Annotated in this window: 12 protein-coding genes; 11 read left to right on the plus strand and 1 reads right to left on the minus strand. The window is 38.5% G+C overall.

Annotation, left to right across the window (positions count from 1 at the left end; translation table 11 throughout):
- Positions 1 to 6 precede the first annotated feature (6 nt).
- The 11 genes from lacD (at position 7) to ABZ559_RS00560 (ending at position 12,975) form a co-directional block, all read left to right on the plus strand.
- Positions 7 to 984, plus strand: coding sequence for a tagatose-bisphosphate aldolase (lacD, locus tag ABZ559_RS00510; protein WP_367006807.1), 978 nt, complete (start codon positions 7 to 9; stop codon positions 982 to 984).
- 156 nt (positions 985 to 1,140) lie between these two features.
- Positions 1,141 to 1,452 (plus strand): PTS lactose/cellobiose transporter subunit IIA, encoded by a 312-nt coding sequence (locus ABZ559_RS00515; RefSeq protein WP_018376131.1) that lies wholly within the window; start codon positions 1,141 to 1,143, stop codon positions 1,450 to 1,452.
- A gap of 12 nt (positions 1,453 to 1,464) precedes the next feature.
- Entirely contained in the window at positions 1,465 to 3,168 is a 1,704-nt protein-coding gene (locus ABZ559_RS00520) for a lactose-specific PTS transporter subunit EIIC (protein WP_367006808.1), read from the plus strand.
- Between the two features lie 14 nt (positions 3,169 to 3,182).
- The gene (gene lacG / locus ABZ559_RS00525; protein WP_367006810.1) at positions 3,183 to 4,589 is read left to right on the plus strand and encodes a 6-phospho-beta-galactosidase; all 1,407 of its coding nucleotides are present in this window, start codon (positions 3,183 to 3,185) and stop codon (positions 4,587 to 4,589) included.
- An 85-nt stretch (positions 4,590 to 4,674) separates the two neighbouring features.
- Positions 4,675 to 5,571: an aldose 1-epimerase family protein gene (locus tag ABZ559_RS00530; RefSeq protein ID WP_367006812.1), complete on the plus strand. Its 897-nt coding sequence runs from the start codon at positions 4,675 to 4,677 to the stop codon at positions 5,569 to 5,571.
- 91 nt (positions 5,572 to 5,662) lie between these two features.
- On the plus strand, positions 5,663 to 6,685 hold the full coding sequence (locus ABZ559_RS00535; RefSeq protein ID WP_367005659.1) for an IS30 family transposase: 1,023 nt from the start codon (positions 5,663 to 5,665) through the stop codon (positions 6,683 to 6,685).
- Positions 6,686 to 6,942: 257 nt separating this feature from the next.
- Positions 6,943 to 7,779 (plus strand): PRD domain-containing protein, encoded by an 837-nt coding sequence (locus tag ABZ559_RS00540; protein ID WP_367006814.1) that lies wholly within the window; start codon positions 6,943 to 6,945, stop codon positions 7,777 to 7,779.
- A 10-nt stretch (positions 7,780 to 7,789) separates the two neighbouring features.
- A complete protein-coding gene (gene lacG, locus ABZ559_RS00545; RefSeq protein WP_367006816.1) occupies positions 7,790 to 9,190 on the plus strand; it encodes a 6-phospho-beta-galactosidase in 1,401 nt (466 codons plus the stop codon).
- Positions 9,191 to 9,202: 12 nt separating this feature from the next.
- Positions 9,203 to 9,514: a PTS lactose/cellobiose transporter subunit IIA gene (locus ABZ559_RS00550; protein ID WP_003063087.1), complete on the plus strand. Its 312-nt coding sequence runs from the start codon at positions 9,203 to 9,205 to the stop codon at positions 9,512 to 9,514.
- Positions 9,515 to 9,654: 140 nt separating this feature from the next.
- Complete coding sequence (locus ABZ559_RS00555) at positions 9,655 to 11,334, plus strand: PTS lactose transporter subunit IIBC (RefSeq protein WP_367006817.1); 1,680 nt, start codon at positions 9,655 to 9,657, stop codon at positions 11,332 to 11,334.
- A gap of 30 nt (positions 11,335 to 11,364) precedes the next feature.
- Positions 11,365 to 12,975 carry a glycosyl hydrolase 53 family protein gene (locus tag ABZ559_RS00560; protein WP_367006818.1) on the plus strand — a complete coding sequence of 537 codons (1,611 nt, stop codon included), beginning with the start codon at positions 11,365 to 11,367 and terminating at the stop codon, positions 12,973 to 12,975.
- A 92-nt stretch (positions 12,976 to 13,067) separates the two neighbouring features.
- Here the strand turns inward: ABZ559_RS00560 and ABZ559_RS00565 are convergent, their stop codons facing one another.
- The gene (locus tag ABZ559_RS00565; protein ID WP_367006819.1) at positions 13,068 to 13,901 is read right to left on the minus strand and encodes an AraC family transcriptional regulator; all 834 of its coding nucleotides are present in this window, start codon (positions 13,899 to 13,901) and stop codon (positions 13,068 to 13,070) included.
- Positions 13,902 to 13,924: the final 23 nt, after the last annotated feature.

Below are 13,924 nucleotides of genomic sequence, written 5' to 3' on the forward strand. Positions count from 1 at the left end.
AAAAAAATGGTATTAACACAAGAAAAACGCAGATTACTTGAGAAGCTTAGCTGTGATGGCGTGATTTCTGCTTTGGCATTTGACCAACGTGGAGCACTTAAACGCATGATGGCAAACTATCAAACAGAAGAACCAAGTGTTGAACAAATCGAACAATTGAAAGCTTTGGTTTCAGAAGAATTGACACCGTATGCGTCATCTATTCTTCTTGACCCTGAGTATGGTTTGCCAGCAAGTAAGGTTCGTGATGCGAATGCTGGACTTTTGCTTGCTTATGAAAAAACAGGTTATGATGCGACAACGACTAGCCGCTTGCCAGATTGCTTAGTCGAATGGTCTGCTAAACGTCTTAAAGAAGAAGGAGCTGATGCAGTGAAATTCTTGCTTTATTATGACGTTGATGGTGATGAATACGTTAATCTTCAAAAACAAGCTTATATCGAACGCATTGGTGCCGAATGTAAAGCTGAAGATATGCCATTCTTCCTTGAGATTTTGACTTATGATGAAAACATCACTGACAATACAAGCGCAGCATTTGCCAAAGTAAAACCTCACAAAGTTAACGAAGCCATGAAAGTTTTCTCTGACGACCGCTTTGGTATTGATGTGCTCAAGGTTGAAGTCCCTGTCAACATGACATATGTTGAAGGTTTTGCGGACGGTGAAGTGGTTTACACAAAGGAAGAAGCTGCTAAAGCTTTCAAAGACCAAGAAGCAGCAAGTCATTTGCCATATATCTATCTTAGCGCAGGTGTTTCAGCAAAACTCTTCCAAGAAACCTTGGCATTTGCGGCTGAATCAGGTGCTAAATTCAACGGTGTCCTTTGCGGACGTGCTACTTGGGCTGGCTCTGTACAAGTATATATCGAAGAAGGCGAAGCAGCAGCGCGTGAATGGCTAAGAACACAAGGACGCAGGAATATCGAAGAACTCAACGCAGTCCTTACCAAAACAGCCAGCTCATGGAGTGAGAAAGTGTAATATACTATTTCATATAGCGGATCGTGACTATTCAATTAGGCGACACTGCAAAACGAGAGACTATCAGATGCTATAAAAGGTAAATGGTCTCTTTTTGCACCTCGAAACGCCTTTGATTACTAAAAGAAAAAGAATAAGAATAGGAAGGACTATACAATGAATAAAGAAGAAGTGACTATGTTAGGTTTTGAAATTGTAGCATTAGCTGGTGATGCACGTTCAAAAATGTTAGAGGCTTTAAAACTCGCAGAGGGTGGTAAATTTGATGAAGCAGACCAAATGATCAACGAAGCAAATAAGATTCTCGTAGCTGCTCATAATAGTCAAACAGATATGCTGGCAAAAGAGGCTTCAGGTGAAGATATTGCGCTAGGTCTGATTATGATGCATGGTCAGGATCACCTAATGACGACAGTTTTACTTAAAGATTTAATCCACCATTTAATTAATATCTATAAAAAAGGTTAGGAGAGAAAGCTTATGAATGGCTTAGTTAATCAAATTGAAAAAATGAAGCCTTTTTTTGAAAAGGTTTCTAGAAATAAATATTTGCGGGCAATTAAAGATGGTTTTATCGCAGGTATGCCAATTATCATCTTCTCAAGTATTTTTATGTTAATTGCTTATGTTCCTAATATCTGGGGATTTTATTGGAGTGATGAGGTAACGGCACTTATCGTTAAGCCTTATAACTATTCAATGGGGATTTTAGGAATGTTAGTGGCTGGAACTACAGCTAAAAATCTGACAGATTCGTTTAATCGTGACTTACCGGCAACAAACCAAATCAATAATATCGCAACATTGATTACAGCAATTGTTGGTTTCCTACTTCTTTCTTCGGATTCTATAGACGGTGGTTTTGGAAGTGGTTACCTAGGAACAGCGGGCTTGCTTTCTGCGTTTGTTGCAGCTTTTATTACTGTTAACATTTATAATTTCTTTATTAAACGGAACATCACTATAAAAATGCCATCGGAAGTTCCACCAAATATTGCTCAAACATTTAAGGATATTTTCCCTCTTTCAGCAGCTATCCTTATCATGTATGCTATTGATTTGGTAGTTCGCCAAGTTGTTGGAATTAATTTTGCACAAGCAGTTATCCAATTATTTCAACCACTCTTTACAGCCGCAGATGGTTACCTTGGTATAGCAATTATTTATGGTGCCATGGCAATGTTCTGGTTTATTGGTATTCATGGTCCTTCTATCGTTGAACCTGCAATCTCTGCTATTGCTCTGATCAACATTGATAAAAACTTGGCACTTCTTGATGCAGGACAACAAGCTACCAATATTATCACGCCAGGTTTGCAATATTTTGTAGCAACAATGGGTGGTACTGGGGCAACCTTAGTTGTTCCGTATATGTTTATGCTTTTAGCAAAATCAAAACAGAATAAAGCTATAGGTCGTGCGGCAGTTGTACCTACTTCCTTTGGTGTTAATGAACCAATTTTGTTTGGTGCACCTCTTGTTTTAAACCCGGTATTCTTTGTTCCATTTATTGCTGCTCCTATTCTTAACGTGTGGATTTTCAAATTCTTTGTTGAAGTTTTAGGGATGAACAGCTTCTCTTATGTACTACCATGGACAACACCAGGTCCTCTAGGGCTGATTTTAGGAACAGGTTTTGCAGGAATGTCATTTGTGTTAGCGGTAGTCTTGATTGTGGTGGATGTTCTGATTTACTACCCATTCTTTAAAGTGTACGACAATCAAATTTTAGCTCAAGAAGCGGCAGCTGATGCTCAAGTAGTGTCAGATGCAAAAACACAAACAGTCGTAGAACCAGTTGTTGAAAAAGTTGCAGAAGTGAAAGAAGAACCAGTTGTATCAGAAGCTATTCAAACTTCAGATAACTTTAGTAAGAAAGTTCTTGTTCTTTGTGCTGGTGGTGGTACCAGTGGTTTGCTCTCAAATGCTTTAAACAAGGCTGCGAAAGAATATAATGTTGATATTTTATCAGCAGCAGGAGCTTATGGTGCTCATCAAGATATGTTAAAAGACTATGACTTGGTTATTCTGGCGCCACAAGTTGCTTCAAACTACCAAGATATTAAGAAAGATACAGATCGCCTTGGTATTAAATTGACTAAGACTGAAGGTATGGAATACATCAATTTGACTCGTGATCCGAAAGGTTCTCTTGAGTATGTAATGAAACAATTTGAAGATTAGAAGGTCTGATTATTATGAAACAGTTACCAGAAAATTTTATTTTAGGAGGAGCTACAGCTGCTTATCAAGCAGAAGGAGCTACTCAAGAAGATGGCAAAGGTCGTGTAGCCTGGGATACTTATCTAGCAAAAGAGGAGCGCTATACTGGTGATCCCGCTAGCGATTTTTATCATAAATATCCTATTGATTTAGAATTATCGGAACGCTTTGGATTAAATGGTATTCGGATTTCGATTGCTTGGTCGCGTATTTTTCCAAAAGGTTTTGGTGAAATCAATCCAAAAGGTGTTGCTTTCTATCATGATTTAATTGCAGAGTGTCATAAACATCATGTTGAACCATTTGTCACTCTTCATCATTTTGATACACCAGAAGTTTTGTTTGATAATGGAGATTTTCTAAACCGAGAGAATGTCGATCATTTCGTCAATTTTGCTAAATTCTGTTTTGAAGAGTATGGAAATGAGGTCAACTATTGGATTACATTTAACGAAATTCTATCTGTAGCTGCGGGACAGTATTTACTTGGCAAGTTTCCACCAAATGAGCGTTTTGAAAATGGCAAGATGGTGCAATCTATGCACAATATGATGGTAGCTCATGCGCGTGCTGTTCTTGAATATAAAAAGATGGATTTAAATGGTGAAATCGGCATTATTCACATTTTAGAACAACGCTATCCATATAATCCAGAAGATGAAAGGGATAGATTGGCTGCCAAAAAAGATGATACAATGTCAAATCGCTTCTTGCTAGACAGAACATTCTTGGGAGAATTATCACCAGAAACAGATGAAATTGTAGCATCTGTTCTGTCTCAAAATAATAAAACTTACACCGTTTATGATGGAGATCTAGAAGAATTAAAAGCAGCAGCGCCTTTACTTGATTTCTTAGGAATCAACTACTATCAGAGTACCTTTGTTGAGTATTATGAAGGTGAAAGTGCCATCAATCTTAACGGTACTGGTGAAAAGGGAACGTCTTTATATGCTTTCAAAGGTATTGGAGAGTATAAATTTGATATGGACATCCCAAGGACTGACTGGGATTGGTTGATCTATCCGCAAGGGCTTCATGATATGATTATGCGCATTGTACGAGATTATCCGAATTATAAAAAACTTTATATTACGGAAAATGGCATGGGATATAGGGATGACTTCGTTAATGGAACGATTGATGATCAGCCACGTATTGACTATATCAAAGGACATTTAGAAGCTATTGCTCAAACTATCAAAGAAGGCGCTAATGTTCAAGGTTACTTCCTCTGGTCATTAATGGATGTATTCTCATGGGCTAATGGCTATAATAAGCGCTACGGTCTTTTCTACGTAGATTTTGAGACGCAGGAACGTTATCCTAAGAAGAGTGCCTATTGGTACAAACAAGTAGCAGAAACGAAGATTATTGAGTAGTCATTATTCTTCTTAAAAATTTATAACATAAGATAAGAGTGTGGGTTTATACTGACGCTCTTGTTTTGATAAAAGAGGACAAATAATGGTTATTGAATTAAAAAATGATTTCTTAACAGTTCAGTTTAAGGAATTTGGTGGTGCTCTGTCATCCATAAAAGATAAAGACGGCGTCGAATATTTGTGGCAAGGAGATCCAGAGTATTGGAGTTCACAAGCACCAGTATTATTTCCGATTTGTGGGAGTTTGCGTGATGATAAAGCGATTTATCGTTCAACTGTCCGTTCACATTCTACTGGTGTGATACCGCGGCATGGTTTGGTGCGTAAGAAGACTTTTACTTATGAGCCAATATCAGAAAATAGCCTTGCTTTTTCCATTACTCCTGATGCGGAAATGTTGGCAAACTATCCTTATGATTTCGAGTTGAAAATCATTTACACTTTGATTGGAAAGATGATTAGGACAAGATATCAAGTGACCAATCGCGAGAAAGAAAAGGCCATGCCTTACTTTGTTGGTGGGCACCCTGGGTTTAATTGCCCATTGCTTGCTGATGAGTGCTATGAAGATTATTATCTCGAATTTGAAAAAGAAGAGACTTGCACCATTCCAGAATCGTTTCCAGAAACAGGGCTTCTTGATGTGAATAAGCGTACGCCATTTTTAGAAAAGCAAAACATTCTAAATTTGGATTATGCTTTGTTTGCCAAAGACGCCATTACTTTGGATAAATTAGCTTCACGCAGCGTTTCTTTGAAATCTCATAAACACGAAAAAGGATTGCGTTTGGATTTTGAAGATTTTCCAAATTTGATTTTATGGTCAACCGTCAATAAGAGCCCTTTTATTGCTCTAGAGCCGTGGAGCGGCTTGTCAACGTCACTTGATGAAGGTGATGTTTTAGAAGATAAACGTCAAGTAACCTTTGTAGCGAGCGGCGAAATGAGTGAGAAAACCTTTGGAATTACAATTTTTTAAAAATCCCGCGTTGTAAAATGAAGTGCAACAAAAAAGACATGCTCGTCTGATATACTAGAATTCCCCAACTCAGTATAGAAAGCAGATGAACATGTCCACTAATCATTCTACCAAAAAATCGTTATATTCACACCTTTCAGCCTCTGAACGCGGAGAAATCAGCGCCTATCTCAAGATGGGCAAAAACCCCTCTGAGATTGCTCGTCTGCTTGGGCGTCATCGCTCAACCATCAGTCGTGAAATCAAACGAGGAAGTGTTTCTCAGGTTCAAGATAAGAACGGGAAACGAATCTACTCAACGGTTTACTTTCCAGATAGTGGTCAACGTGTTTATGAAACCAATCGTCGAAAAAGTGCCTATCATAAACTATCGTACTGCTCCCAGACCTTCTTCAAGGAACTTGAGAAAGCCCTGAAAACGAAACCTCGCTGTCACAGTGTCGATAGCTTTGTTCAAACTTACCGAGAAAAACATCCACTGGAAGTTATCCCTTCCACCAAGACAGTGTATCGTTACATCAAAGACGGACTGTTGAGGGTTAAACCGATTGATTTACCTAAGATGGTAAGCATCCGAAAACGGTCTAAAGTAACGCCTAAGGCCACGAAGATAATCTTAGGAAAATCCATTGAAGAACGTCCAGAGTGTATCAATGACCGTTCTGAATTTGGGCATTGGGAGATTGATCTCATGCTTGGCAAGAAGACCAGAGGGGAAGCTGTTGTCATGACCCTAGTAGAGCGTCAAACACGATTTGCCATCGCTGTAAAACTGGCTAATAAACAAGCAGAAACCATCAATAGGGCTGTTAAGAGCTTACTATCACAGTACCCTATTCGCTCTATCACATCGGACAACGGCTCAGAGTTCAGTAACTTGTCAGACTTAAAAGGTGTGGAAGTCTATTTTGCCCATCCTTATGCTTCTCATGAAAGAGGAACAAATGAAAATTTCAATGGTCTCTTGAGAGAGTTTCTCCCAAAAGGTGTCTCTCTTAACTCACTAACGACAGAAGAACTCAATCACTACGTCTCTGCTATCAATGACAGACCTAGACGAATTCACAAGTATAAAACCGCAAATATTTTGTTTGGGCTAGCCCAAACAGCTTAACCTCTGGAACTCTAGTTATCAATGAACTTGTTGCACTTGACTTGACAAGTGGGGATTTTTTAAAAATGTTTAAAACAAACAAAAAAACACAAAGAAAGGGTTTACAAAATCGAAATTGTGTGTTATATTATAATCGTAGAAATTAATAGAGTGGATTGTAACTAAGATAATTAGGCAAGACCGCAAATGACCTAGAGGAGGAGGCTCTAGTTTGTTTGCGGTTTTTTATTTGTCAAAATCTTTTAAGGGAGGATATAATGTTTCGGATTATACAAGCGCTCAATAATAATGTTGCTTTAGTGAAAAACGAACAAGATGAACAAGCCGTTGTCATGGGGCTAGGAATAGTCTTTCAAAAGAAAAAAGGTGATTTGATCACTCCAAGCAAGGTCGAGAAAGTTTTCCTTTTGAAAACAGAGGAATCCAAAGAAAACTTTTTAACCCTTTTGAAAAATATTCCGCTTGATATCCTAACAGTGACTTATAACATGATTGATGATTTGGTAGCAAAATATCATTTTCCGGTTCAGGAATACCTATATGTAACCCTTACCGACCATGTTTATTCGGTCTATCAAAAGCTTTTAAAGGGAACTTATCAGGAAAGTCATTTACCAGATATTTCAGCGGCGTATGTTACTGAGTTTCAAATGGCGAAAGAGGCTGTTGTCGTTTTAAGTCAAAAGTTGTCGGTAACTTTTCCAGAAGATGAAGTTGGACGAATGGCTTTACATTTCATTAATGCCAAAGGGGATTACGAAGTTTCTGATAATAACAAAGAGGATGCAACGAAAAAAGTGCTAACTTTGATTGAAAACGAGCTGGCAAAAAATAATATCAAGCGCAGCGCAGAAAATAGTAATCTTTACGACCGTTTGATGATTCATTTAACCTACCTCATTAATCGATTGCAGATGAATCAGCAAGATAATACATCGTTGATTAATTTGGAAGAATATGTGAAATCAGATTATCCGCAAGCCTATCAAATTGGGCAAGCTATTTATGATTTGATTGAACAAGAACTAAACATAGATTTATCGCGTAGTGAACGTGTTTACCTTGTGATTCACATTCAACGCTTATTGAAATAAGGAGAAAATTATGTATCAATTACCAGAAGATTTTATTTTTGGTGGGGCAACAGCAGCCTACCAAGTTGAAGGAGCTACTAAAGAAGGTGGTAAAGGTCCAGTAGCTTGGGACGATTTCTTAGCAGAACAAGGGCGTTTCAGCCCAGATCCTGCTAGTGATTTCTATCATCAATACCCACAAGATATTGAACTTTGTGAAAAATTTGGTGTCAACGGACTTCGCTTATCCATTGCTTGGAGCCGTATCTTCCCAAATGGTACTGGTGAGGTCAACCAAGAAGGAATTGATTATTACCACAAAGTGTTTGCGGAATGTCAAAAACGCAACATCACAGCCTTTGTCACGCTCCATCACTTTGACACGCCAAAAGTTTTGTTTGACAATGGTGATTTCTTAAACCGTGACACGATTGAAGCTTTTGTTAACTATGCAAAATTCTGTTTTGAAGAATTTACAGAAGTTCGTCATTGGAGCACATTCAATGAAATTTACCCAGTAGCAACCAACCAATATTTGCTTGGTATTTTCCCACCAGGAATCAAATATGACCTGTCAAAAGTCATTCAATGTCTGCACAATATGATGTATGCGCATGCGCGTGTGGTTAATTTGTTCAAAGACGGTGGCTACCAAGGTGAAATCGGTGTGGTACATTCTCTTGAAACAAAATACCCAGCAACAGATAGCAAAGAAGATAAACATGCTGCTTTCTTAGATGATGCTCTTTCTATTCGATTCTTACTGGATGCAACTTATCTAGGTTATTATTCAAACGAAACAATGGAAGCGCTTAACGAAATCTGCGCAGCTAACAATGCCAGCTACGACTTCCTTGATAGTGACTTTGAGGAAATGAAAAAAGCCAGTCACCGCAACGATTATCTTGGTATCAATCATTACCAATGTCACTTTGTTAAAGCCTACAATGGCGAAAATGCCATTCATCACAACGGTACAGGTGACAAAGGAACATCTGTTTACAAAGTTAAAGGTATTGGCGAACGCATTTACAAAGAAGGTATTCCAAGAACGGACTGGGATTGGATTATCTATCCAGAAGGTCTGTATGATTTGCTTCTTCGTATCAAAGCAGATTACCCACATTACAATAAAATCTATATCACAGAAAATGGTATGGGCTATAAAGATGAATTTGACGATGGTATCATCATGGACCAACCGCGTATTGATTATTTGAAAGTTTACTTGCAATCTCTTGCCAAAGCAATTGGTGCTGGGGTTAATGTTAAGGGTTATTTCCTTTGGTCATTGATGGATTTGTTCTCATGGTCAAATGGTTATAATAAACGCTATGGTTTGTTCTATGTGGATTTTGAAACACAAAAACGTTATCCAAAAGCATCAGCTTACTGGTACAAACACATTAGCGATACAAAAATTGTAGAATAGGGGATTTAGAAAATGGATAAAAAAGAATTACAAATGTTAGGTTTTGAAATTGTGGCTTACTCAGGTGATGCAAGAAGCACACTTCTTCAATTGCTTAAGGAAGTTCGCTCTGGAAACTTTGATAATGTTGATAAAGCAATTAAAGATGCTGACGAAAATTTGGCTAAAGCTCACAATGCTCAAACACAATTGTTAGCACAAGAAGCAGGTGGCGAAGATTTGGAACTTGGTTTCATCTTTGTTCACGGTCAAGACCACTTGATGACAACCTTGTTGCTACGTGACCTCATTACGGATTTTATTGAATTATATAAAAATCGCTAATTTTGAAAAAAAGAAAGGACATGAACTAGGGCTTGGTAACAGCAAAATCTCCTCTCAATAGTCATTTTTGACATATCCTATTTCTTTTAAAGATGTGTCAGAAATAACTAACCAAGCTTATGTTCTTTGGGAGTTGTATCATGAACAAACTCATTCAACAAATTGAAAAAGGGAAACCTTTTTTTGAAAAAATTTCTCGCAATATTTACCTTGGTGCTATACGTGATGGTTTCTTAGCAGCCATGCCCGCCATCTTATTCTCAAGTATTTTTATCTTGATTGCTGCCTTGCCAGAAGTTGTCGGAATAACACTTCCAGAAGCTTTTTCTACTTGGCTTTGGAAGGTTTACGGTTATTCTATGGGGGTCGTTGCAATTCTTGTTTCGGCAACTACGGCACGCTGTTTGGCAGAATCTGTTAATCGTCAAATGCCAAGCAATAAAAAAATCAATGCGGTTTCTGTTATGCTTGCATCAATTGTTAGTTTCCTTTTGTTGAGCGCAGATCAAATTGATGGTGGTTTGGCAAATGGCTATATGGGGACAAAAGGGATTCTAGCTGCTTTTGTAGCCGCCTTCATCACCGTTAATGTTTACAAATTCTGTGTGTTGCGCGATATCACCATTAAGATGCCAAAGGAAGTGCCAGGGACTATTTCGCAAACATTCCGTGATATCTTCCCATTCTCATTTGCAGTTTTTGCTGCTGTTCTCATTGATACTGCCATCCGTTATTTCTTTGGCACGTCATTTGCAGAAGCAATTATCACACTTCTTCAACCATTGTTTACAGCAGCAGACGGTTACCTTGGAATTGCTATTATCTGGGGTGCTATGGCACTCTTCTGGTTCGTTGGTGTGCATGGTCCATCAATTGTAGAACCAGCTATTGTTGCAGTTATTTACGCTAATGTTGAAACTAACTTACAGTTAGCCAAAGCAGGAGAACATGCTTCAAATGTTCTTACAGTCGGTCTTGGAAACTTTGTTGGTACAATGGGTGGCACAGGTGCTACTTTAGTCGTTCCTTTCCTATTCCTACTCTTTGCAAAATCAAAACAACTAAAGGCTGTTGGTAAAGCTTCATTTATCCCAGTAAGTTTCGCTGTTAACGAACCATTGCTTTTTGCAACACCGATTATTCTTAATCCATATTTCTTTATTCCATTCCTTTTGGCACCAATTGCCAACGTTTGGATTTTCAAATTCTTCGTTGATGTGCTTCAGATGAACAGCTTCATGTATGTTCTTCCTTGGGCAACACCGGCACCAATCGGACTTATTCTTGGTACAGGCGTTAGCCTTCTAGCTGTTGTTCTTGTCCTTGTTTTAATCGTTGTTGATGCGATTATCTACTTCCCATTCATCAAAGCTTATGATGCCTCACTTCTTGAAGAAGAAGCTGAAAATGCTGCGCAAGAAACTGCTGCTGAAAGTGCAACTCCAGTAAAAACTGCAGCTGAAAAAGTTGTTGAGGAAAAACCAGCTGTTAAAGTCACGACTGATAAACCAATCAACGTTTTGGTCCTTTGTGCTGGTGCTGGTACAAGCGCTATGCTTGCTAATGCTCTTACTGAAGGTGCCGCTGCAACAGGTGCTAATATTACAGCATCAGCAGGTGCTTACGGTTCACATTATGAGATTATGAAAGATTTTGACATGATTGTGCTTGCTCCCCAAGTTAATTCATTCTACGAAGATATTAAGAAAGATACTGACGCGCTTGGTATCAAGTTAGCAGCTACAAAAGGTGCTGAATATATTAAATTAACACGTGACCCAGAAGGTGCCGTAGCCTTCGTAATGTCTTACTTTGCCTAACCTATTTTAGAAAAGCTAGGGAGAAAGATTATGAAAATACTAAAAAAGATTTTTTTGACGACTGTTGCCCTTATTGGTCTTGCTGCGCTTGGAAATACCGTGACTAAAGCAGATGAGTTCATCAACGGAGCTGATATTTCGATTCTTGATGAAATGGAACAAAGCGGAGTGATTTACAAGAGTAATGGTACTCAAAAAGACCCGCTGACCATTTTGAAAGAAAATGGTGTTAACTACGTTCGTTTGCGACTCTGGGTTGACCCCTATGATGCAAATGGCAATGCTTACGGCGCAGGAACCAATGACTTAAACAGAACACTCAAATTAGCCAAACGTGCTAAAGATAAAGGCTTGAAAGTCTTAATCGATTTTCATTACAGCGATTTCTGGGTTGACCCCGGAAAACAAAATCTTCCCAAAGCTTGGCAGAATCAATCCTTTGAACAATTAAATTCAACAGTGTATTCTTACACAACTGATGTCCTTAATCAGATGAAGTCACAAGGCATTTACCCTGATATGGTGCAAATCGGAAACGAATTAAACAGCGGTATGCTTTGGCCTTACGGGAAAAGCTGGGGCGGTGATGGAAAGGAATTCACTCGCCTAGCGACTTTCTTAAAATCTGGTGTTCAAGCTGTGAAAGACACGCAGCAAAGCAACACCCCAATTATGCTTCATTTAGCAGACGGCGGTGACAAATCAGCTTTTCAATGGTGGTTGGACGAAATCACTAAGCAATCCGTTGATTTTGATATTGTCGGTATTTCTTATTACCCATATTGGCACGGTACATTAGCGGAACTCTCTGAAAATATGGATAATATCAGCGAACGCTACAACAAAAAAGTTGTTGTGGTTGAAACAGCTTATGCAAATACCCTTGATAATGCTGACCAGAAAACAAATGCCTTTACGGCAACAGAAGAGACTGCTGGTGGTTACAAAGCTAACCAAGATGGTCAGTATGAATTTTTGACAGACTTGGTTGATAAAATTAAAGACGTCAAAAATAACAACGGTCTCGGTTTCTTCTATTGGGAACCACTTTGGTATAATGGCAACGTCTCATGGGCAACACAAGCAGGTATGTCATATCTTGGTGTTTCAGATGTGACGGGTAATGAATGGGAAAATCAAGCGGTCTTTGATTTCTCAGGAAATGCTCTACGCGCCGTCAAAGCCTTTAATTACGCTAACCTAACAAACGTTGTTGCTAATAACAGTTTTGAATGGGACGGTTATACCGAAACCCCATCTTCTTGGAACAAATGGACCAACAGTCAAAATGCAGGTATCAAGACAGAAGTTTACGACGATACACGTTACAAGCTCACTTTCTGGTCAGACACAGCTTTTGAAAGTTCCATTTATCAAACGATTAGCAACCTCGGCTCAGGTACTTACAAATTAAGCATTGACGCCATGGGGGACACTAGCCTTGAGACTGCTCAGCTTTATATCAAAAACTATGGCGGCAGTGAGCAAAACATCTCCCTAAAAGACTCTAGCACATGGAAAACGTACACGATTGATAACATCCAAGTCACATATGGGAAATGTGAAATTGGCATTTACGTCAACGCTTCTGCTAACAAATGGTTAAACATTGATAACGTCAGACTTGTCAAAGTCGCTTAGTTATACATTTCATTTCACCCCCAAGAGCTTAGACTCTTGGGGGATTTTTGTTCCTTAAAAAACGTTAGGTAAGAAGTTCCTAACGTTTTGTTTTATTTCCTAAGTGCTTTTCGGTAATTGCTTGGGCTTTGGCTGAAGTATTTTTTGAAGGCTTTGCTAAATGCGAGACCATCTGTGAAGCCTACGGCGTTTGCGACTTCTGAGATATGAAAAGTAGTGTTGGTAAGTAAATCAGCACTTTTTTCCATGCGAACTTGGACGATGTAATCTTTGATGGCATAGCCAGTTTCTTCTTTGAAAATCTTGTAAAGGTAACTACGGTTAAGATTGAGTTTATCTGCGATTTCTCCCACTTTTAAAGAAGTTCCATATTGTGAATGAATTATTTTTTTAGTTTGTCTAATATAGTTTTGAATAAGAATACTACCATCAGAGGCTGCTTTACTGGGAGATTCTTCAATTAAGTAGGCAAGTAATTTATAAAGTTCAGCAATCAGTTGAAGTTCAGTTACGTCATCGAGTTTTTGGTCGCGAAATTGAGTTAATTTGACGATTTGATCAAGTACTTTGGACTTAAGTGTCGAATGGCAGAAGTATTGTTCTAGTAGCTGAGTTTTACTTAAAATATTTTCAGCTTTTGACCCGCTAAAGCCCACCCAAAGATAGGTCCAAGGGTGTTTGCTATCAGCTTGATAGAAGGTCACTTTTCCTTTGGGAAGGATAAACATATCACCGACACTAAGTTCGGTAGTTTGGCCATCAATAGTAAATTTTCCTTTGCCATCAACAATAAAATGCAAAACAAAATTATCACGAAGGGTTGGTCCAAAAGAGTAATTACCTTCGCAGATTTCAGCACCGTAGTGGTCAACATTTAGATCAAAATTATTGGTATCAAATTCATTATAGGTATTTAGAACGTTCAAATTATCATCTCCTCTATAAGCAA

This window comes from Streptococcus sp. ZY19097, from assembly GCF_040731245.1.
GTDB lineage: Bacteria > Bacillota > Bacilli > Lactobacillales > Streptococcaceae > Streptococcus > Streptococcus orisratti.

Excerpts from the sequence above, each read along its gene's own strand:
- lacD (WP_367006807.1), top strand. The coding sequence starts at position 7 with ATGGTATTAACACAAGAAAAACGCAGATTACTTGAGAAGCTTAGCTGT.
- ABZ559_RS00515 (WP_018376131.1), top strand. The coding sequence starts at position 1,141 with ATGAATAAAGAAGAAGTGACTATGTTAGGTTTTGAAATTGTAGCATTA.
- ABZ559_RS00520 (WP_367006808.1), top strand. The coding sequence starts at position 1,465 with ATGAATGGCTTAGTTAATCAAATTGAAAAAATGAAGCCTTTTTTTGAA.
- lacG (WP_367006810.1), top strand. The coding sequence starts at position 3,183 with ATGAAACAGTTACCAGAAAATTTTATTTTAGGAGGAGCTACAGCTGCT.
- ABZ559_RS00530 (WP_367006812.1), top strand. The coding sequence starts at position 4,675 with ATGGTTATTGAATTAAAAAATGATTTCTTAACAGTTCAGTTTAAGGAA.
- ABZ559_RS00535 (WP_367005659.1), top strand. The coding sequence starts at position 5,663 with ATGTCCACTAATCATTCTACCAAAAAATCGTTATATTCACACCTTTCA.
- ABZ559_RS00540 (WP_367006814.1), top strand. The coding sequence starts at position 6,943 with ATGTTTCGGATTATACAAGCGCTCAATAATAATGTTGCTTTAGTGAAA.
- lacG (WP_367006816.1), top strand. The coding sequence starts at position 7,790 with ATGTATCAATTACCAGAAGATTTTATTTTTGGTGGGGCAACAGCAGCC.
- ABZ559_RS00550 (WP_003063087.1), top strand. The coding sequence starts at position 9,203 with ATGGATAAAAAAGAATTACAAATGTTAGGTTTTGAAATTGTGGCTTAC.
- ABZ559_RS00555 (WP_367006817.1), top strand. The coding sequence starts at position 9,655 with ATGAACAAACTCATTCAACAAATTGAAAAAGGGAAACCTTTTTTTGAA.
- ABZ559_RS00560 (WP_367006818.1), top strand. The coding sequence starts at position 11,365 with ATGAAAATACTAAAAAAGATTTTTTTGACGACTGTTGCCCTTATTGGT.